Here is an 18,425-nt window from a genome sequence, read left to right as displayed (position 1 = left end):
AGCACCGGGCAGTGGGCCGACCGGTCAGGCTCCCTTGGCCGCGACGAAGCCGAGCTCGAGGTCGGCGACGATGTCGTCGATGTGCTCGATCCCGACGGCGAGCCGCACGAGGCCGGGCGTCACCCCCGCAGCGAGTCGATCCTCGTCGGGCCCCTGCGAGTGCGTCGTCGACGCCGGGTGGATGACGAGCGAGCGTACGTCACCCAGGTTCGCGACGTGCGAGTGCAGCTGCAGCGCCTCGACGAAGCGTCGGCCGGCGTCCGCCCCACCCACGATCTCGAACGCGAGCACCGCACCCGATCCCTTGGGGGTGTACTTCTGCGCCAGCTCGTGGAAGGCGTCGCCGGGCAGCGATGCCCACCGCACCGACTCCACCTGCTCGTGCCCCTGCAGGAACTCGGCCACCGCCCGGGCGTTCTCGAGGTGCCGGTCGATCCGCAGGCTCAGCGTCTCGACGCCCTGTGCGATGAGGAACGCGTTGAACGGCGCGACCGCCGGTCCGAGGTCGCGCAGCAGCTGCACCCGTGCCTTGAGGATGTAGGCGAGGTTCGCACCCAGCGGCGACCCCACGCCGAGGTCCCGGGCGAACACCAGCCCGTGGTAGCTCTCCTCGGGCGTGTTGAAGTTCGGGAACTTCTCAGGGTCGGCAGCGAAGTCGAACGTCCCACCGTCGACGATGACGCCGGCGATCGTCGTCCCGTGACCGCCGAGGTACTTCGTCGCCGAGTGCACGACGATGTCGGCGCCGAACTCCAGGGGACGCAGCACATAGGGCGTGGCGACGGTGTTGTCCACGATGAGCGGAACGCCTGCCTCGTGGGCCACCGCCGCAACCGCCTCGATGTCGAGGATCTCGACCTTGGGGTTGGAGATCGTCTCGCCGTAGAAGAGCTTGGTGTTGGGGCGCACCGCTGCCCGCCACGACTGCGGGTCGGTGGAGTCCTCGACGAAGGTCACCTCGATGCCGAACTTCGGGAGGGTGTGCTTCAACAGGTTGAAGGTTCCGCCGTAAAGCGACGGTGACGCGACGATGTGGTCGCCCGCCTCGGCGATGTTGAGGATCGCGATGGTCTCGGCCGCCTGACCCGAGGCGACGAGCAGAGCGCCGACACCACCCTCCAGGGACGCGATGCGCTGCTCCACGACGTCCTGCGTCGGGTTCATGATGCGCGTGTAGATGTTGCCGAACTCCTTGAGCGCGAACAGGTTCGCGGCCTGCTCGGTGTCCTTGAAGACGTAGGAGGTCGTCTGGTAGATCGGCAGGGCGCGAGCGCCCGTCGTGGGGTCGGGCTCCTGACCTGCGTGGATCTGTCGGGTCTCGAAGGACCAGTTCGGGGTGCCGGAAACAGCGTCGTCAGCCATCGGAAGAGCTCCTCGTATGCCGTGCTTGCGGGCGCCGGTCGACGTCCCGCCTGGTCTTCACCCGGGGCACCCCACCGCGGTTGGAGGGTTGCCGGCCAGCGAGCCGGGGCCTGTCGCTGGCACTCATGACCTGTGGTTGAAACGTTAACGCCGGACCCGCGTCTCGCGGCAGCGGTGTCTCTGATCGTGGACTGCGACCGGCAGGCATGATGGGTCGCATGACCTTCAACATCGACGAGTACAAGGCGGCCGATGGCCGTTACCGCGCCGGTATGCCGTACCGCCGGGTCGAGCGATCGGGTCTCGACCTCCCGGCGATCTCGCTCGGCCTGTGGCACAACTTCGGTGACGACGTCCCTCTCGAGCGCCAGCAGGCGATCCTGCGCCGCGCGTTCGACAAGGGCATCACCCACTTCGACCTGGCCAACAACTACGGCCCTCCCTACGGCAGCGCCGAGCGCAACTTCGGCACTCTCTACGCCCGCGACTTCAAGCCCTACCGCGACGAGCTAGTCATCAGCAGCAAGGCGGGCTACGACATGTGGCCGGGCCCCTACGGTCAGGGCGGTGGGGGTCGCAAGTACATCCTCGCCAGCGCCGACCAGTCGCTGAAGCGCATGGGCCTGGACTACGTCGACATCTTCTACAGCCACCGCTTCGACGAGACCACGCCTCTCGAGGAGACGATGGGGGCGCTCGACTCCCTGGTGCGACAGGGCAAGGCGCTCTACGTCGGCATCTCGTCCTACTCCGGGCCGCGCACCCGCGAGGCCGTGGAGATCCTGCGCGAGCTCGGCACTCCCCTGCTCATCCACCAGCCGTCCTACTCGATGCTCAACCGCTGGGTCGAGGAGGACCTGCTCGACGTCCTCGGAGAGCACGGCGTCGGCTGCATCGCCTTCTCACCGCTCGCGCAGGGCATGCTCACGAGCAAGTACCTCAAGGGGATCCCCGAGGGTTCACGCGCGTCGCAGGGCAAGAGCCTCAGCCCGGACCTGCTCACCGAGGAGTCCCTCAAGCACGTGCGTGCCCTCAACGCGCTGGCCAAGAAGCGCGGTCAGACCCTCGCCCAGATGGCGCTGGCCTGGCTCCTCAAGGACTCGCGGGTGACGTCGGTGCTCGTGGGCGCCTCGAGCGTCGAACAGCTCGACGACAACCTGCTCGCGGTCAAGAACACCACGTTCAGCGACGCCGAGATCAAGGCCATCGACAAGCACGCCGTCGACGCGGGCATCGACCTCTGGGCGACGTCCTCACGCGGCTGACGTCCGAACCCGGCTCAGCCACCAGATGCCGAGCATCGGCAGGAACAGCGGCACGTAGCCGTAGCCGGAACCGAAGTGCGACCAGACGGTCTTGTCCGGGAAGGCGTCCGGAACGGCATACGACAACGCTCCGACGACCAGGACACCGACGAGCTCGACGGTGCACGCGAGCAGGGCGATTCGGGTGCTCCGACGGTCGCCACGGGCCATGCCGACGGTGGCGACGAGATAGATGACGGCCGCGAGCGCCGAGAGGATGTAGGCGAGCGGCGCCCGCTCGAAGTACTCGACGATCTGCAGGATCGAGCGGCCGGTCGCCGCGAGGGCGAGCACGCCGTAGACGGCGACGAGGATCCGGCCGGGTCCCTGCGCGGAGTGGGCTTCTCGGAAGGCGTCAGGCATGGAGGTCCCAGATCTGCTGGAGGCGCAGGGTCATCACCGCGACGGCGAAGGCCCCCACGGCGATCGACCCCATCGCCCAACGGGTCTTGTCCTTGATGGCGCTCCACACGGTGATGGCGAGGACGAAGGGCAGGGTGACGAGGTATGCCGTGAACGTCGCCTTCGGCTCCGTGCCCTCCAACGAGGGAATGCCGACGAGCCCGCGGACGAGCTGGACGAGCACGCCCAGCTCGACGAGTGCCGCCAGCCCGAGCACGACGTTGCCGATGAGCCGGTCGAGGAGCGCGTAGGCACCGGCGACGACGGTCAGCAAGAGCGCTGCGGCGACGAGCACCTGGGTGAGCGGGAGGAGCACGGCGGACAGCCTACGTCTCGCGGATCAGCCGTCTGCGTCACCTCCTCGGGTGATGGTCAGCCTCGTTTGGTTTGATGCGATCATGACTTCCGCCGAGATCGGTGACCAGCGCATCGAGTACGTCATCGACGGTCCCGACGACGCCGAGCCGATCCTGCTCATCATGGGCATGGGCGCGCAGCTCGTGGCGTGGCCGACCGACCTCGTCGACCTCCTCGTCGCAGCGGGCTTCCGGGTCATCCGCTACGACAACCGCGACCAGGGGCTGTCATCGTTCACCGACGCGCCGCCCCCGACCCGGGGCCACGTCGTGCGTGGCCTTGCCGCCCGACGCTGGGCCACGTCGGACTACACGCTGGCCGACCTCGCCGACGATGCGGCAGGTTTGCTCGAGCACCTCGGCATCGACTCGACGCACGTCGTGGGTGCGTCGATGGGCGGGATGATCGCCCAGGAGCTGACCCTGCGGCACCCGCAGCGGGTGCGGTCGCTGTGCTCGATCATGTCCAACACGGGGCACCGCCGCTACGGACGGTCCTCCGCCCGGCTGCTCCCGGCGTTGCTCCGACAGGTCCGGGCGACGCCACCGACCACGCGCGACGAGGCGATCGCGGCGGGCGTGGAGGCGTTCCGCGTCATCGCCGGGCTCGACTTCGACGAGGTCGAGATGCGCGAGCTCGCGGAGGCGCACGTCACCCGTCGCGCCAACACGGCGACGAGCCGGGACCGGCAGCTCAACGCCATCAACGCCTCCCCCGACCGGACCGCTCGACTGCGCACGATCGCCGTGCCCACGCTGGTCATCCACGGGCTCCGCGACCGCCTCGTCCTTCCCAGTGGCGGCGCGGCGACGGCCCGTGCCGTCCCGGGGTCACGGCTGCTGATGTTCCCTGAGATGGGTCACGACCTGCCTCGTGGGCGCCGCGCCGAGATGGTCGACGCGATCACGCAGAACGCGCGCCGGGCCTCGCCCGCAGGGTGAAGACCACGGCTGCGGTCGCGATGGCTGCCGCAGCAAGGAGTGCCGTCACACCGACCACTGTCGACTGCGGCTCGTCGGTGAAGCGCCCGATGGCCAACCAGCCCAGGCCCCAGACGGCTGCGACCGCAACTCCCCAGCGGGTGGGCTCGGCGCGCATCAGCCCGATGACGAGGGCTGCCACGACGACGACACCGACGAGGGCCGCAGTGACCGCTCCCGCACCTCTTGTCAGGTCGACACCGCTGCCTGCCACGGCCGCTGCGATGTTGGCGAACGTCGCCACGGCCACCCACCCGAGATAGAGCCCGGCGGTCGCACGGGTGATCCACGTGCCGACGGCATCGGCAGGACGCTCACTCATTGCGGCCAGCTCGAGAGCCAGCCGCACGAGCACGAGCAGCAGGGTCGCGATGACGAGGACACTGAACCAGACCCACCCCTGCGGGGTCACGAGCAACCAGACGGCGTTGAGCACCATCGAAGCCGCGACCAGCCAGCCGGTGCGCCGGGCCAGCTCACTCCGGCCGGCCGCCGGGAGCCACTGCCACACCGTATAGGCGGCAAGGCCCACGTAGACGACTGACCAGATCGAGAACGCCGGGCCGGCCGGGGCGAGCAGGGTGGCGTCCGCCGAGAGCGAGCCGCCGGCGGACTCCGCGACCCGGGTGCCGATCACGCCGACCCCCACGAGGGTGCCGAAGACGCAGAAGATCTCGGCGAAGGTGACGGCGATCTGACGGGTCCGGTCACTGGAGGTCATGGCTCCAGCCTGCCATCGCGGGGAGTGCTCCCCATTGCCTCCCGGTCGCAGGACCCCTGGCGTTCGAGCCATGAGAGTTCGGGACGGCACCTCATCGGCCGCGTCACGGACAAGGTCCCGCAGGGCGGCATGGAGCACGCGCTCTGCGGGACCTTGTTTCGTCTGGCTGAAGGGGTGACGGCGGTCAGGCTGCGGTGAGGGAGTCCTTGACGGCGGCGACGAGCTGGTCGACCTCGTCCTCGGTGATGACGAGCGGTGGAGCGAGACGGATCGTCATGCCGTGGGTGTCCTTGGCCAGGATGCCGCGCTCCATGAGGCGCTCGCACAGCTCGCGGCCGGTGGGTCCGCCGGGCGTGACGTCGAGGCCCGCCCACAGCCCTCGCACCCGCACCGCGTCGAGACCGTTGCCGACGAGCGGCTCGAGGCCGGCGAGCAGTCGCGCACCCAGCCGACGGGCGCGCTCCTGGAACTCACCTGTGGCGAGCAGACGGCATACCTCGTGCCCGATCGCGGCAGCGAGCGGGTTGCCACCGAAGGTGGACCCGTGCGACCCGGGCGAGATGACGCCGAGGACGTCCTTGTCGGCGGCCACGGCCGAGACCGGATAGAGGCCACCGCCGAGGGCCTTGCCGAGGATGTACATGTCGGGCACGACGTTCTCGAGGTCGCACGCGAAGGTCGTGCCGGTGCGCGCGAGACCCGACTGGATCTCGTCGGCGACCATGAGGACGTTCTCCTCGGTGCAGAGCGCGCGGACGTCGCGGAGGAAGCCCTCCGGCGGGACGACGACACCGCCCTCGCCCTGGATCGGCTCGAGGAGCACGGCGACGGTGAACTCGTCGACGGCGGCACGCAGCGAGTCGATGTCGCCGTAGCGGACGGCCCGGAAGCCCGGCGTGTAGGGGCCGTAGTTGTCGTGGGCGACCTTGTCGTCGGAGAAGCTGATGATCGTCGTCGTGCGGCCGTGGAAGTTGCCCTCCATGACGATGATGTTGGCCTGGTCCTCGGGGACGTTCTTGACCTCGTAGCCCCACTTGCGGCTCACCTTGAGTGCGGTCTCGACCGCCTCGGCGCCGGAGTTCATCGGCAGGACCATGTCCTTGGCGGTGAGCTCGGCGAGGGCCTGGGCGAACGGCCCGAGCTGGTCGTTGAAGAAGGCGCGGCTCGTCAGTGTCAAGGTGCCGAGCTGCTGGCGGGCCCGCTCGACCAGCTGCGGGTGCGAGTGGCCGAAGTTCAGGGCGGAGTAGCCGGCGAGGCAGTCGAGGTAGCGCTTGCCGTCGACGTCGGTGACCCACGCGCCCTCACCACTGGCGATCACGACCGGAAGGGGGTGGTAGTTGTGCGCCGCATAGCGCTCGGTCGTCTCGATGTGCTGCTCGGTGCTCACTGCCGGGCTGGTGCCGGGCTGCTCGGGCGTCATGGCTGGGCTCACTCCTTCGTTGCGTGGTCGCGATCACTGTAACTGCGCTGGATCGCGCCGCCGAACCGCTCATCGGAGCCCCTCTGTCGCGCCGCGTGCTCAGGGCTGGCGGCGGCTGAGCGACCACGCCGACGCGTCGTCCAGGGACCCCTCGCGGACGCGGGTGAAGACGAGCCGGTCGTGCAACCGGTTGGTGCGGCCTCCCCAGAACTCGACCTCCGTGCAGGTGATCCGGTAGCCGCCCCAGAAGTCCGGGACGGGGACGTCGTCGGACTGACCACGGTCGGGCCACCGAGCGGCATACCTCTCGTATGCCGTCTCGAGCTCGGCTCGCGATGCCACCGGCTGGGACTGCTGCGAGGCCCACGCCGAGATTCGCGAGCCCCACGGCCTCGAACCGAAGTAGTCGCTCACCTCGTTGCGGTCGAGCAGGACCGACTGCCCACGGAACCGGATGGCGCGGAACATGGAGGGCCACGTGAGCGAGGCCGCGATGCCCCGGTTGTCTGCGAGCTCGGCTCCCTTGGTGGACAGCGTGTTGGTGAGGAAGCCGGGACCGCGCTCGTCGAAGAAGCGCATGAGGACGGTGCGGACGTTGGGCAGGCCGTTCTGGTCGACCGTCGCGACGGAGAGTGCGTGCGGTTCGGGCACGTCCGCCTGCGCACCCGAACGCTCGACGGCATCGTCGACCCAGCGCTTCGCCTGGACCCATGGGGTGGCGGCGACCTCGTCCTCGGAAAGACCGGTCCCGGTGTAGTCGATGCGCGTCACGTCGTTCACGAGGTCGAGCCTAGGGCCGACCAGGTGTCGGCGGGCGTCGCGAGGATCCAGCGACCCATGGGGCACCCGGATGGGGTGATCTCGGACTGCTCAGCGAGGCGTGCGGCCGGCGAAGGCTGCGAGTCGGTCGTGCACCGATGCGTCCGGTGCGGCGTCCACCTCTGGCTCGAACGCCCCTGCCCGGTTCTCCGGCGTGAGGTTGGCGGTCATGAAGGCGTAGGCGTGCTCGGCCACCTCGTCGTCGAGTGCCGTCCGGCTACCGATGGACCGCGCGAGGTCCCAGCCATGGACGGCGAACTCCGGGATCGCGGCGCCGGACGAGCGCCCGGACGCATCCGCGCGAGCGTGTTCGAGCAAGTCCGCGGCTCCCGCCCGGAAGTCCGCCGCAGGGTCGTCGCCGAGCTCGGGCGGGTTGGCCCAGTCGACGTCCTTGCCGGTGAACATCGAGACGAAGTTCCGCGGCGACGCGACGACGTGTCGGACGAGGTCGCGGACCGTCCAGTCCTGGCAGGTCGAGACGTCGTCGTACTGCTCCGGCGACACCTCGTCGAGCAGACGAGCCGTCTGGTCGAGTGCACGTGCGAGGAGCGTGCCGGCGTCAGGTTGGGCTTTCATGGCTGGCCTTCCGTCGACGATGAGCGGGCGGTTGCGACGCTACTCCCGCTCAGCATGGTCCCGTGGTCAGCTCGCCACGAGCTCGGCGCTGGCAAGAACCTCGTTGGGCACGGCATACAGCTCGTCGCCGACCCTCACCTGACTGCGTGTCGAGAACGCGCCCTCGACCTCTCCGACGAGGCCGTTCATCGGCCCGTCCGCGACGATGCGCACCATCGCCCCGACGGCGAAAGCAGCGTGCGCCGCTGCGGCAGCGTCCGACCCGGCACCCTTCGAAGCCTCGACTCCGAGAGTCAGCGCCTCGAGCTCCGCGCGATAGGCCTGCCCCATCGGGACCCGGCGCCCATGGAAGGTCCAGGTGAGGACGAACTCCGGGTCGAAGCCGTGGCGGCAGCGCGAGCAGCTCAGCACCCGGGTCGGCCGACGGTGCCGGGTCGAGACGTGGCCGTGGGGGCACACGCCGCGCCAGGGACCCTCGACGCTCGGCGCGCTCGTGGGGACGGTGCGCTCACCGGAGCAGCCGATCGCCCGGGCCTTCGCACGCCACACCTCGTCGTGCCCGTGGGCCGGGCCGACGAGAGCGTGAGCGATCTCGTGCAGGATCGTGTCGCGCACCTCGGCCTCGCCGTGGAGGCGGGTCAACGGGGCGCTGAGCGAGATCGTGCGAGACGCGAAGCGGCACACGCCGGCCCTGGTCTTGGCGCGATCGGTCGTGACGCTCCAGTGCTCCAGCCCGTGCTCACGCAGCAGGCGGCGCCCGAGTGCGAGTGCCGGTGAGATCTCCATGCACTCATGCTGTCAGCGAGCACTGACACTGCCCGCCCCCACACGAACCGCCCCTTGCCAGAAGCGACGTATAGGGTTTGTGGAATCTCGCCCACGAGGAGCTGCGATGGCAACCGCCGACGACACCGACACCACCCCCACCCGTTGGGACGAGCGCGCCCGCACCCAGCTCGCCCACGCCCTGCGTTCGAGGGTGGCGGGTGACGACGCCGCAGCCAAGGCTGCAGTGATCTGGGGAGCCGAGGGCGAGCGATGGTTCACGCCGGAGGACCCCATCTGGCGGGTCCACGCGGACGCCGCCATGTTTCCTGGCGGCATCCGGGCGCTGCTGCTCCAGTCGCTACACCCCCTCGCCATGGCCGGGGTCGCCGGTCACTCCGGGTTCAAGGGCGACCCGTGGGGGCGGCTCCAGCGCACGAGTGAGTTCCTCGCCACGACGACGTTCGGGACGATCGAGCACGCCGAGGTGCTCATCGAGCGCGTGCGCTCCATCCACGAACGGGTCCGCGGCAAGGCCGAGGACGGGCGCCCCTACGCCGCGAGCGACCCGCACCTGCTCCGCTGGGTCCACATCACCGAGGTCGACAGCTTCCTGACAGCGTTCCAGCGCTACGCCTCCGAGCCGCTCACCGACACCGAGGCCGACCTCTATGTCGAGCAGACGGCTGTTGTGGCGCGACGACTGGGAGTCATCGATCCGCCGCTGACCACCGCTGAGCTGGCCGCGATGATCGAGGACTACCGTCCCGAGCTGCAGTCCACGGCCGCATCGCGGGAGGCAGCGCGATTCCTGCTGCTGCACCCGCCGCTGCCCCTGGCTGCCAAGCCGGGGTATGCCGCCCTGGCTGCTGGCGCCGTCGCCCTCCTGCCGCGGTGGGCACGGCGACCGCTCCGACTGCCATGGCTGCCGTTCACCGAGATGTTGCTGGCGCGTCCGTTGGGTGATGCGGCGACCGCGACCGTGCGGTGGGCCATGACCGACCCAGCGGACGTGCGGACGGTCGCCACGGAGTCCCGCGCCGGCTGATCCAAGCTGTCAACACGAGGTGCCCACGCCCCGTGCCGGCGCCTCGCCGCGCCAGTGTTGGCAGCGGTGAGGACCGAGAAGTGCCTCAGGTCAGGCGGGCACGTCCCATCGGGCCAGGTCTGCTTCCCACTGCGCCAGGTGTTCGGCTTCGAGGTCGTCGGCGATCTCGAGAAGCACCCACTCGGGGACGGCATACGCCAAACCATCGGGTGGGCCTGTGTCGAGCGGTTGTCGTTGACGTCTCGCCCTGGTTCGCTCCCGAGCGCGAGCGAACTCCGCCAGTCGCTCTGGCAGCTGTCGGTCATAGCTGCCGGGGTTCAGGTCCCAGGTGACGGATCGCCCCTGTGCGTCGGGTGGATGGACGGTCGCGATGAGCCGCTGGTCGTGCACCTGCGTGTGGTGGCGCTGGCACAGCAGCGCCGCGTTCTGGAGGTCGGACGGACCGCCATCGACCCAGTGCACGAGGTGGTGCGCCTGAGTCCACGCTGCGGGCGCTCTGCATCCGGGGAAGGTGCACTGGCCGTCGCGGTGCCACAGGAAGCGGCGCTGTCCGGAAGTGAAGAGTCGGGTGACGCGGCCGAGGTCGGCCACCTCACCGTCCGCGCCGAGGACCACAGGGATGACGTCGGCGTCGCACGCTAGCTGTCGTACGGCCGAGGGCGCGAGCATCGTCTGCTGAGCCCGCGAGCCCATCACGTGGCCGGAACCCAACGCGCTGCCCTGCGCGCACCCCGACGCGTCCACCCGAGCGAGCCCCGCCAGCAGGTCCGCCAAGGTCACGGTCACGTGGACAACCGACGCCGCGCCTCCGGGACTCTTGCTCGCCGCAACAGTCGAGGCGGCGCCGGTAAGCACGGCGTCAAGGGCTTCCACCCGACGCTGGCCTGCGCAGCGCAGGTCCGCCTCACCCGTGTCCGGGTTGGGTGCCGGCTTCGACAACGGTCCGATCGCGGCCTCGAGCCGCGAGGCCTGCGCTGGAGTCATCGTCATCCGGTACTCGGTCAGGTCGCCGTCGGCAACGATCGGACTCGACAAGAAAGCGCCTGGCCGCAGTCGCCGCTGCTTGTCGTCGAACTCGCCCTCGCGTCCGTACTTCGCGAGCAGTCGCGGCCGGATCCTGCGGGCCTCGGCCTGCCCCCACTCGACGCCGTGGTCGAGGATCGCGGTGGTGACTGTAGGCAGGGCCTCCTTTGTCAGCAGGTCCTTCATCCGCGCCACCTCACGCAGGGCGGTCAGCGCAAGACCCGCACTCACCTCACCGGACAGCACGCGGCCCCACACGATCCCCTCCGGCCGACCCTCGTCGGCGAAGGCACCGGCGTCCGGACCACCACGCGACCACAGGCCACCGGGTGTCGATGCAGCCGCCTCCTGCGCGAGCTGGGCCACCTGACCGGCGCCGCCCTGGCGTAGCGAAGGCGCATGCTCCCGCACCCAGGAGTGCCCTGAGCCCACACCCCGACGCGCGGAGGCGAACTCACCACGATGCGCGGCTTCGGCGGTCACGCGCACCTGCGCGGCCGCCGCCTGGGACTTCACCTCGTCGGCGAGTTTCATGAGCTCGGCGAGATCGGTGGCGCTGAGCGATGAGAGCACGTCACCGATGTCGGCCAGCCGGTCACGAGCAGCGCCCAGCACCCCACGCAACGGCGTGACGGGAGCCTGCTGCTGCTCGTCCATCGATCCCCCTCCAACGAATGATCCCAACCTATCGGCGACCACTGACACCGGACTCACCGCGCGAGTCCACCACTCCCCCAACACAACTCACGCCGGACGGGACGCTGTGGCGGTCACCGTCGCTCACCTGAGACCAAACCTAGATCCCACCACTGACAGCCATCTCCGGACAGGTGTCACCGCACTGTGCCACGTTGGGCCGCATGCCAGTCGCCGACCCAGCCGCGCCAACCGAGCCAAAGGCCTCGCCCCGGTTCCAGCGTGCGCCGCTGGTGATCACCGCCGCAGCTGCCCTGGCATCAGTCAGCCTGCTCGCCACGGCGCTCGCCCTCGGTTGGTTGGGTCCGGACATCGGGCGTGGCGGGGGCTTCTGTGAAGCGGCGCGGGACGCTCTTGTCAGACAGCCAGCCAATACCTGGAGCAACGTCGGCTTCGTGATCGCCGGGCTCGCGGCATCTTGGCACGTCTCCCGCCGCGGAAGCGGCACGATGAGCGCACCTCTTGGCACGGCATACGCCGTCGTGGTCGTCCTGCTCGGCCCGGGAAGTGCAGCGATGCACGCGTCGCAGAGTGAGCTGGGTGGGCACCTCGACCTCTACAGCATGTATCTGCTCGCGAGCTTCGTCCTCGCCTATGCCGCCGCGCGGCTCCTACGACTCGCCACCACTGGATTCGTCGGGCTCTTCGTCGCTGCGCTGGGGTTGTGCACGGTCGCCGAGTTCACTTCTGCGGACGTCCCGGTGGTCATGACGTTGGGCAACGCGGTCTTCGCGGTGATGCTGCTCGCCGGCCTGGCCATGGAGGTGGTGCTGCGGACTCGTGGTGGTGTTCGACTCGACGTGCGATGGGGATTCGCCTCTGTCGCAGCCCTGCTCGTAGCCTTTGCGATCTGGAACACCGGCAAGGACGGTGGCCCGCTCTGCGATCCGCACTCGCTCCTGCAACCGCATGCGGTGTGGCACCTGCTCGATGCTGGGGCCGCGTGGCTCCTCTTCCGCTACTACGCGAGCCGTCGGCCGTAGGGTCAGCCCATGCCAGACACCTCCCGGGTTGCGGTCTACCTCGACTTCGACAACATGGTCATCTCCCGCTACGACAACCTGCACGGTGTTGGGTCCTGGCGCCGTGACAACGCGCGGGAGCACGCACCCGGCGGCAGTGACGTCGCTGCTGAGCGGCTGGCGCAGGCCGTCGTCGACCTGGGCGCGATCATCGACTACGCCTCGTCCTTCGGGACCGTCGCGCTGACCCGCGCCTATGCCGACTGGTCGGTGCCCGCGAACGCGGCCTATCGGTCCCAGCTCATCGACCGAGCCGTCGACCTCGTGCAGCTCTTCGCCACGTCGGGGACCAAGAACGGCGCCGACATCCGGCTGTCGATCGACGCCATCAACGACCTCGTGGACCATGCGGACCTGACGCACGTCGTCATCGTCGCCGGGGACTCCGACTACATCGCGCTGGCGCAGCGGTGCCGTCGGATGGGCCGCTTCGTCGTCGGCATCGGGGTCACCGGGTCGACGAGTCGGGCGTTGGTCGCCGCCTGCGACGAGTTCAGCGACTACGGCGACCTGCCCGGCGTGCGAGCGATCGTGCCGGCCAAGAGGGCCGAGCCAGTCGCGAAGAAAGCGGTGACCAAGAAGGCGTCGGCCAGGACCGGCGCGGCCTCGAACAAGGCACCCGCCCGCAAGGCTCCGACCGCGGCCGAGAAGACGAACGACAAGGCAGCTGAGCTCCTCGTCCGGGCGATCAGGGTCGGGATGGAGAAGAGCGACGACGAGTGGCTGCACTCCTCGTCGGTCAAGAGCCAGATGCAGCGCATGGACTCGACCTTCAAGGAGAAGTCGCTCGGCTACTCCTCGTTCCGGGCTTTCGTCGAGTCGCACGGTGACCTAGTCGAGCTGCAGTCCAAGGAGAACGGCCAGCTCACCGTCCGCCTGCGCTGACGCATCGCTGTGGAGAAGTCCGCGGCGGGCTCGCGGTTTTCACCACTTCCGTGTCATGACTTCGAAGCGCCGGTATGCCGTGACCGCCCTTGCTGGTGCGGCCCTCCTGCTGCTCGGCGCCTTTTCGCCGGCCGACTCCTCGGAAGGTGAGCCCACCCCCAAGGTCACCAGGACAGGACCGGACCATGGCCAACACCCTGCTTTCTAGACGGCATCCGTCCGACGAATTGGCCCATGTGCGCTGTGCCGCGATTGCATACCTAGCGCAAGGCTCAGCCACCCCTGGCCTGGTGCCGAAGCGGCAGTCCTGGGGTTGGCAGCAACGATGACTGGCAATCGCTATCGTCTGGATGTGGCCGAGGCGTCCGACGAGAAGCAAATGAAGCTCCGATACGCGGGTCGATGTCGTGTCTGTGCCGAGTCTCTTCCAGCGCGAACTGAAGCCATCTATGAGCGCAGGAGCAAGACTGTGCGTTGCCTGACCTGCGCTTCCTCGGAAGACCCGGTCGTAGGGAAAGAGGCCGACTCCGTCAACGCCGTGGACCACCCTGAGGACGTTCAACAGGTCGAGGCCGGCAGCCCGGGGCACTCGGCTCGGCGCGAGTTTGAGCGGCGCCACTCCAAACGTGAGCAGCGTATCCGCGCAAAGCACCCAAGGCTCGGCGGCCTCATTCTTGCCCTCAGCGAGGATCCTCAGTCGACAACAGCTTGGGACACCGGCGCCGTCGGCGAGGAGCGCGTGGGCGACGGACTTAACGAAAGGTCCTCCCCAAACCTACGGGTTCTCCATGACCGTCGCATTCCTGGTACGCGGGCCAACATCGACCACATCGCGGTGACTCCCAGCGGGATCTATGTCATCGACCCCAAGCGATATCTGGGCAAGCGTCCAACGCTGCGGATCGATGGGGGACTACTGCGACCTCGAACCGAGACGTTGATGGTGGGTGGGCGCGACCGCAGCAAACTCGTCGCCGGCGTGCTGAAGCAGATCGAGGTTGTGCGAGCGGTCGCCGGCCAGGACGTGCCGGTGACCGGCGTTCTGTGCTTCGTCGAGTCCGATTGGCCCCTGATCGGAGGTGACTTCACGACTCAAGGCGTGGTGGTCACGTGGCCCAAGAGGCTCTACTCACTGCTCGCTACGGGCGGACCTCACGTGGCTGACATCGATGCGCACCACCGCCGCCTCGCAGAGCACTTGCCACCAGCCTGAAATCTGGCCGCACTGACCTTTCAGTTCGTGGGACCACAGATGTGGCCCCACATTTACGTCGAATGGGCCGACCCCTTCCGCGAGTCCTGGCAAGCTGCAACACGTGACCGGGGATCCGAACGACAGCTTGCTGGAAGGGCTCTACGAGAGTCTCATCACCGCAGAGCTCGAGGCCCAGCTCGCTGCGGACGGGCTTCACCTTGTTGGCCGAGGACCTGTGGATGAGGGCGACGAACCCGAGATCCTTGCCCGCCACATCCGAGATGCCGCCTTGCGCGCCCTGCGCAGCGAGCGCGACAGGGGCGCTCGGCTCGCTCTGGTCAACCGCCTTGTCGATCACCTTGGCGCGCCGGACCTGAGTCTTGCCGCAGCATCGAGCCAACTTCTCTCCGTTTCAGGGCCAACGGCTCCTGGCCTGGACTCACGCAACTTTGGTGATCGCCCGGCCACTCCCCTGTCCGATGCGGCATTGCTCACCAACGCGCATGGGGAGCCCTCGGTGGGTCACGAGATCATCGCCGAGCTCGCGAGCGCCGATCGCGTCGACGTGATCATGGCGTTCGTCAAGTGGTACGGCCTGCGCCTCCTTGAAGACCGTCTTCGGGAGATCCAGAGTCGTGGCATCCCACTCAGGTTGATCACCACTACCTACATGGGCGCGACCGAACGCGCTGCACTGGACCGCCTCGTCCGAGACTTCGGCGCTGAGGTCAAGATCCAGTACGACTCGCAGCGCACTCGCCTCCACGCCAAGGCGTGGCTCTTCCGTCGGAACACTGGCTTCGACACGGCATACGTCGGTTCAAGCAACCTGTCTCGGGCGGCGATGCTGGACGGCGTCGAATGGAACGTCCGCCTGTCTTCCGTCGCAACGCCAACGCTCATCCAGAAGTTCGGCGCGACGTTCGACAGCTACTGGAACGACCCAACGTTCGAGACCTATGCCCCGGACACGGACCGGGATCGACTCGACGATGCCTTGGCTGAGGCAAGCGGAAGCAAGACCTCTGACCGCGTTACGCTCACTCTGTCTGGCCTGGAGGTTCGGCCATACGCCTACCAGCAAGAGATGCTCGACCAGCTCGAGGTCGAACGGGTCGTGCACGGTCGCCACCGCAACCTCGTCGTCGCAGCAACGGGAACGGGGAAGACCGTCATCGCGGCGCTCGACTACCGACGTCTGGCCGCCGAAGCACCAGTGCGGCCGAGCTTGCTGTTTGTCGCCCATCGACGCGAGATCCTCGAGCAGTCCTTGCGGACGTACCGCGAAGTACTTGCCGATCCCAACTTCGGTGAGCTGTACGTCGGCGGTGCAAGACCGGAACGCTGGGAGCACGTGTTCGCATCCGTGCAGTCGCTGACGGCGTACGGCATCGACAACATCGCACCGGGCGCGTTCCGCATTGTCGTCATCGACGAGTTTCACCATGCCGAGGCGAAGACCTATCGACGGATACTTGAACGCCTTAACCCTCGCGAACTCCTGGGTCTGACCGCGACACCCGAACGCGGAGACGGCGTCGACGTTCGACAGTTCTTTGATGGCCGAACTGCGGCCGAGCTGAGGTTGTGGGATGCACTTAAGGCCGATCTCCTGACGCCCTTCCACTACTTCGCCATTGCTGACGGACTGGACATGAGGGGTGTGGACTGGAAAGCCGGATCGTACGACCCGTCAGCACTGTCAAGCCTCGTGACCGGCAACGACACCCGCGCTCGGATCGTGCTCAACGCTGTCCGCGACAAGGTCGCTGACCTGAGCACCATGAAGGCTGTCGCCTTCTGCGTGTCTCAGGATCACGCGCGATACATGGCACAGGTTTTCAACACTGCAGGCATCCGTGCTGCGACGGTCCTTGGGGACACACGGGCCGACGACCGCGATACAGCAATCGCGAATCTGCGAAGCGGCGCGGTGCAAGCGCTCTTCACAGTCGATGTCTTCAACGAAGGCGTGGACGTGCCTGCCATCAATACCGTGCTCTTCCTCCGCCCCACCGAGAGCGCCACAGTCTTCCTCCAGCAGCTCGGTCGAGGTCTGCGTCGGGCCCAAGACAAGGCCGTCCTCACGGCCCTCGACTTCGTTGGGCACCACCGAACAGAGTTTCGATTCGACCAGCGCTTCCGGGCGATGACGGGAAGCAACCGCGCCCAGCTCGAGCGCGACATCGAGCGGGGCTTCCCCTTTCTCCCGCCGGGGACTCAGATCGTTCTCGATCGGCAGAGCCAGGAACTCGTTCTCCAGAATGTGCGTGCCCAGGTCATCAAGCGTTGGACCAACATCGCGAGGGAGCTGCGAGCCCACCCCACGGCAGACCTCAGACAGTTCCTCAGTGACTCTGGCGTCGAGCTCTGGGACGTCGTCCGGGGCGACCGCTCCTGGTCACGTCTCCGTCGGGAGGCAGGCGTGGCCGTGCCTGAGCGCGGCGCTCGCGAGGACACACTCCTCAAGCGAGCACGCGCCTTGGTCCATGTCGACGATCCTGACCGCGCCGCGGCGTACCTGCGGTGGCTGAGCAATGACGCCCCCACCTACGAATCCGCGGATCCGGGCCTTCAAGCCTTCGGTCGAATGCTGTTCTTCTCGTTGTGGCCCGACGGTGGCGGATTCAATTCGTATGCTGCTGGGCTGGCATCACTTCGCCGGGAACCTGCCGCCCGTGATGATTTGCGGGCGATCATCCAGCTGGGCCTCGACACGGCCGAGCGCGTCAGCACTCCCTTGAGCGGCGACCTGCGGCTGCGCCCACTTCGTGTCCATGCGCGCTACACGCGCGAGGAGATCGTCGCCGCCCTGGACTACGTCTCCGTCATGGGCCGCAAGGCTAATAGCTTCCGTGAGGGGGTCCTGTTCTCGCCCGCAGCAAACGCGGACGCCTTCCTTGTCACTTTGAACAAATCTGAGGCTGAGTACTCGCCGACGACGATGTACCAGGACTATGCGATCAGCCAGGATCTCTTCCACTGGGAGTCTCAGTCCGTCACGACTGTCGACTCTCCGACCGGGCAGCGGTACCTGAACCATCGAGCGAGAGGGAGCCACGTCCTTCTGTTCGCTCGCCAACAGAAGGTCACCGAGTTCGGCACGGGCGCCCCGTACCTGTTCCTCGGCGAAGCCGACTACGTCGAGCACCGCGGAGAACGTCCTATCGCCATCACCTGGCGACTACGTACCGCCATGCCGGCAGCAGACTTCACGGCAGCCAGCGTCGTTGCGTGACGAAGTGAACTGCCGCTTGAGGCCCACGTCTGTCAGCTGCCCGAACGGCCCCGTAGGGGAGATCCTTCCTGGCCGAGCGGTCGCTGGCATTCAGTTCATCCCTACCAGAAGTAGGCGAGCTACTTAGCCCGAGAGCTCTTCAAGAGCGTGCCCGATCGAGTCGAGAACTCGCTCGCCATCCTGGCCCTCTGCCACCAAGCTGCTCACGCCCGAGGCCACGACGTAGGCCATCAAGTAGCAAGCATTTCCCTTGTAGTTCTTGTCCAGGTCCGCCAACGAGGGGCCGGGAGCCAGCTCGTCGGTTTGGGCGCTGTCGGCTTCCTGCACGCGCATGAACAGGCTGTTGAGCATGTCGAGCGCCTCCTCACCGCGGCGTCTCCCAGCCAAGATGATGACCTCGGACGGCGGACGCGGAATCACGCCCACCCCATCCTCGTCATTCGTCCCCGCGGCTCCGTAGTTGTCGCCGAACGCCACGAGCGCCATGAAGCACGCGTACGTCAACGGGTAGCCATGCTCGTCCCAGGCCTTGCGACTGGCATCCAGCAACTGAGCCGGGGACTGCGGTGTCGAGATGAGCTCTAACGCACGTTCGGCGGATGGGTGCACCCC

General features: G+C 67.9%; 17 protein-coding genes and 1 riboswitch. Of the genes, 7 read left to right on the top strand and 10 right to left on the bottom strand.

Annotation, left to right across the window (positions count from 1 at the left end; all coding sequences use genetic code 11):
• Nucleotides 1-24: 24 nt before the first annotated feature.
• Complete coding sequence (locus tag ACFQW8_RS15025; protein WP_380088791.1) at nucleotides 25-1,362, bottom strand: bifunctional o-acetylhomoserine/o-acetylserine sulfhydrylase; 1,338 nt, start codon at nucleotides 1,360-1,362, stop codon at nucleotides 25-27.
• A 16-nt stretch (nucleotides 1,363-1,378) separates the two neighbouring features.
• Nucleotides 1,379-1,493: riboswitch (SAM riboswitch) on the bottom strand.
• Nucleotides 1,494-1,580: 87 nt separating this feature from the next.
• Between ACFQW8_RS15025 and mgrA the strand changes: the two genes are divergently transcribed.
• A complete protein-coding gene (gene mgrA / locus ACFQW8_RS15020; protein WP_380088789.1) occupies nucleotides 1,581-2,627 on the top strand; it encodes an L-glyceraldehyde 3-phosphate reductase in 1,047 nt (348 codons plus the stop codon).
• Here the strand turns inward: mgrA and ACFQW8_RS15015 are convergent.
• Nucleotides 2,616-3,029 carry a hypothetical protein gene (locus ACFQW8_RS15015; protein ID WP_380088787.1) on the bottom strand — a complete coding sequence of 138 codons (414 nt, stop codon included), beginning with the start codon at nucleotides 3,027-3,029 and terminating at the stop codon, nucleotides 2,616-2,618. The genes mgrA and ACFQW8_RS15015 overlap by 12 nt on opposite strands.
• On the bottom strand, nucleotides 3,022-3,384 hold the full coding sequence (locus ACFQW8_RS15010; RefSeq protein ID WP_380088785.1) for a hypothetical protein: 363 nt from the start codon (nucleotides 3,382-3,384) through the stop codon (nucleotides 3,022-3,024). Before ACFQW8_RS15010 ends, ACFQW8_RS15015 begins: the two co-directional genes overlap by 8 nt.
• A gap of 82 nt (nucleotides 3,385-3,466) precedes the next feature.
• On the opposite strand from ACFQW8_RS15010, the gene ACFQW8_RS15005 reads away from it, so the two are divergent.
• Complete coding sequence (locus ACFQW8_RS15005; RefSeq protein WP_380088783.1) at nucleotides 3,467-4,366, top strand: alpha/beta fold hydrolase; 900 nt, start codon at nucleotides 3,467-3,469, stop codon at nucleotides 4,364-4,366.
• Here the strand turns inward: ACFQW8_RS15005 and ACFQW8_RS15000 are convergent.
• The 5 genes from ACFQW8_RS15000 to ACFQW8_RS14980 all read right to left on the bottom strand — a co-directional run bounded on the left by ACFQW8_RS15000 (nucleotide 4,329) and on the right by ACFQW8_RS14980 (nucleotide 8,727).
• Nucleotides 4,329-5,126, bottom strand: a complete 798-nt coding sequence (locus ACFQW8_RS15000) for a tryptophan-rich sensory protein (protein WP_380088782.1) — start codon at nucleotides 5,124-5,126, stop codon at nucleotides 4,329-4,331. The two genes, ACFQW8_RS15005 and ACFQW8_RS15000, sit on opposite strands and share 38 nt — an antisense overlap.
• Nucleotides 5,127-5,310: 184 nt before the next feature.
• On the bottom strand, nucleotides 5,311-6,546 hold the full coding sequence (gene rocD, locus ACFQW8_RS14995; protein ID WP_380088780.1) for an ornithine--oxo-acid transaminase: 1,236 nt from the start codon (nucleotides 6,544-6,546) through the stop codon (nucleotides 5,311-5,313).
• Nucleotides 6,547-6,645: 99 nt separating this feature from the next.
• Nucleotides 6,646-7,326, bottom strand: a complete 681-nt coding sequence (gene pdxH, locus ACFQW8_RS14990) for a pyridoxamine 5'-phosphate oxidase (protein WP_380088778.1) — start codon at nucleotides 7,324-7,326, stop codon at nucleotides 6,646-6,648.
• A 90-nt stretch (nucleotides 7,327-7,416) separates the two neighbouring features.
• Entirely contained in the window at nucleotides 7,417-7,941 is a 525-nt protein-coding gene (locus ACFQW8_RS14985; RefSeq protein ID WP_380088776.1) for a TIGR03086 family metal-binding protein, read from the bottom strand.
• A gap of 66 nt (nucleotides 7,942-8,007) precedes the next feature.
• Nucleotides 8,008-8,727, bottom strand: coding sequence for a SprT-like domain-containing protein (locus ACFQW8_RS14980; protein ID WP_380088774.1), 720 nt, complete (start codon nucleotides 8,725-8,727; stop codon nucleotides 8,008-8,010).
• Between the two features lie 106 nt (nucleotides 8,728-8,833).
• Here ACFQW8_RS14980 and ACFQW8_RS14975 point away from each other — a divergent pair, with 106 nt between their 5' ends.
• On the top strand, nucleotides 8,834-9,754 hold the full coding sequence (locus ACFQW8_RS14975) for an oxygenase MpaB family protein (protein WP_380088772.1): 921 nt from the start codon (nucleotides 8,834-8,836) through the stop codon (nucleotides 9,752-9,754).
• 90 nt (nucleotides 9,755-9,844) lie between these two features.
• Here ACFQW8_RS14975 and ACFQW8_RS14970 read toward each other — a convergent pair whose 3' ends face one another.
• The gene (locus ACFQW8_RS14970) at nucleotides 9,845-11,434 is read right to left on the bottom strand and encodes an HNH endonuclease signature motif containing protein (RefSeq protein WP_380088771.1); all 1,590 of its coding nucleotides are present in this window, start codon (nucleotides 11,432-11,434) and stop codon (nucleotides 9,845-9,847) included.
• Nucleotides 11,435-11,637: 203 nt separating this feature from the next.
• Between ACFQW8_RS14970 and ACFQW8_RS14965 the strand changes: the two genes are divergently transcribed.
• The 4 genes from ACFQW8_RS14965 to ACFQW8_RS14950 all read left to right on the top strand — a co-directional run bounded on the left by ACFQW8_RS14965 (nucleotide 11,638) and on the right by ACFQW8_RS14950 (nucleotide 17,813).
• Complete coding sequence (locus tag ACFQW8_RS14965; RefSeq protein WP_380088770.1) at nucleotides 11,638-12,456, top strand: ceramidase domain-containing protein; 819 nt, start codon at nucleotides 11,638-11,640, stop codon at nucleotides 12,454-12,456.
• Nucleotides 12,457-12,465: 9 nt separating this feature from the next.
• Entirely contained in the window at nucleotides 12,466-13,380 is a 915-nt protein-coding gene (locus tag ACFQW8_RS14960; protein WP_380088768.1) for an NYN domain-containing protein, read from the top strand.
• A 352-nt stretch (nucleotides 13,381-13,732) separates the two neighbouring features.
• Nucleotides 13,733-14,593: a nuclease-related domain-containing protein gene (locus ACFQW8_RS14955; RefSeq protein ID WP_380088766.1), complete on the top strand. Its 861-nt coding sequence runs from the start codon at nucleotides 13,733-13,735 to the stop codon at nucleotides 14,591-14,593.
• A gap of 127 nt (nucleotides 14,594-14,720) precedes the next feature.
• The gene (locus ACFQW8_RS14950; RefSeq protein ID WP_380089791.1) at nucleotides 14,721-17,813 is read left to right on the top strand and encodes a DUF3427 domain-containing protein; all 3,093 of its coding nucleotides are present in this window, start codon (nucleotides 14,721-14,723) and stop codon (nucleotides 17,811-17,813) included.
• A gap of 123 nt (nucleotides 17,814-17,936) precedes the next feature.
• On the opposite strand, the gene ACFQW8_RS14945 is transcribed toward ACFQW8_RS14950, so the two are convergent.
• Nucleotides 17,937-18,422 (bottom strand): hypothetical protein, encoded by a 486-nt coding sequence (locus ACFQW8_RS14945; RefSeq protein WP_380088764.1) that lies wholly within the window; start codon nucleotides 18,420-18,422, stop codon nucleotides 17,937-17,939.
• Nucleotides 18,423-18,425: the final 3 nt, after the last annotated feature.

Source organism: Knoellia altitudinis (genome assembly GCF_042666355.1).
GTDB lineage: Bacteria > Actinomycetota > Actinomycetes > Actinomycetales > Dermatophilaceae > Knoellia > Knoellia altitudinis.
Note: the sequence above shows the minus strand (reverse complement) of the source record. Positions and strands in the feature narration are given on the sequence as shown.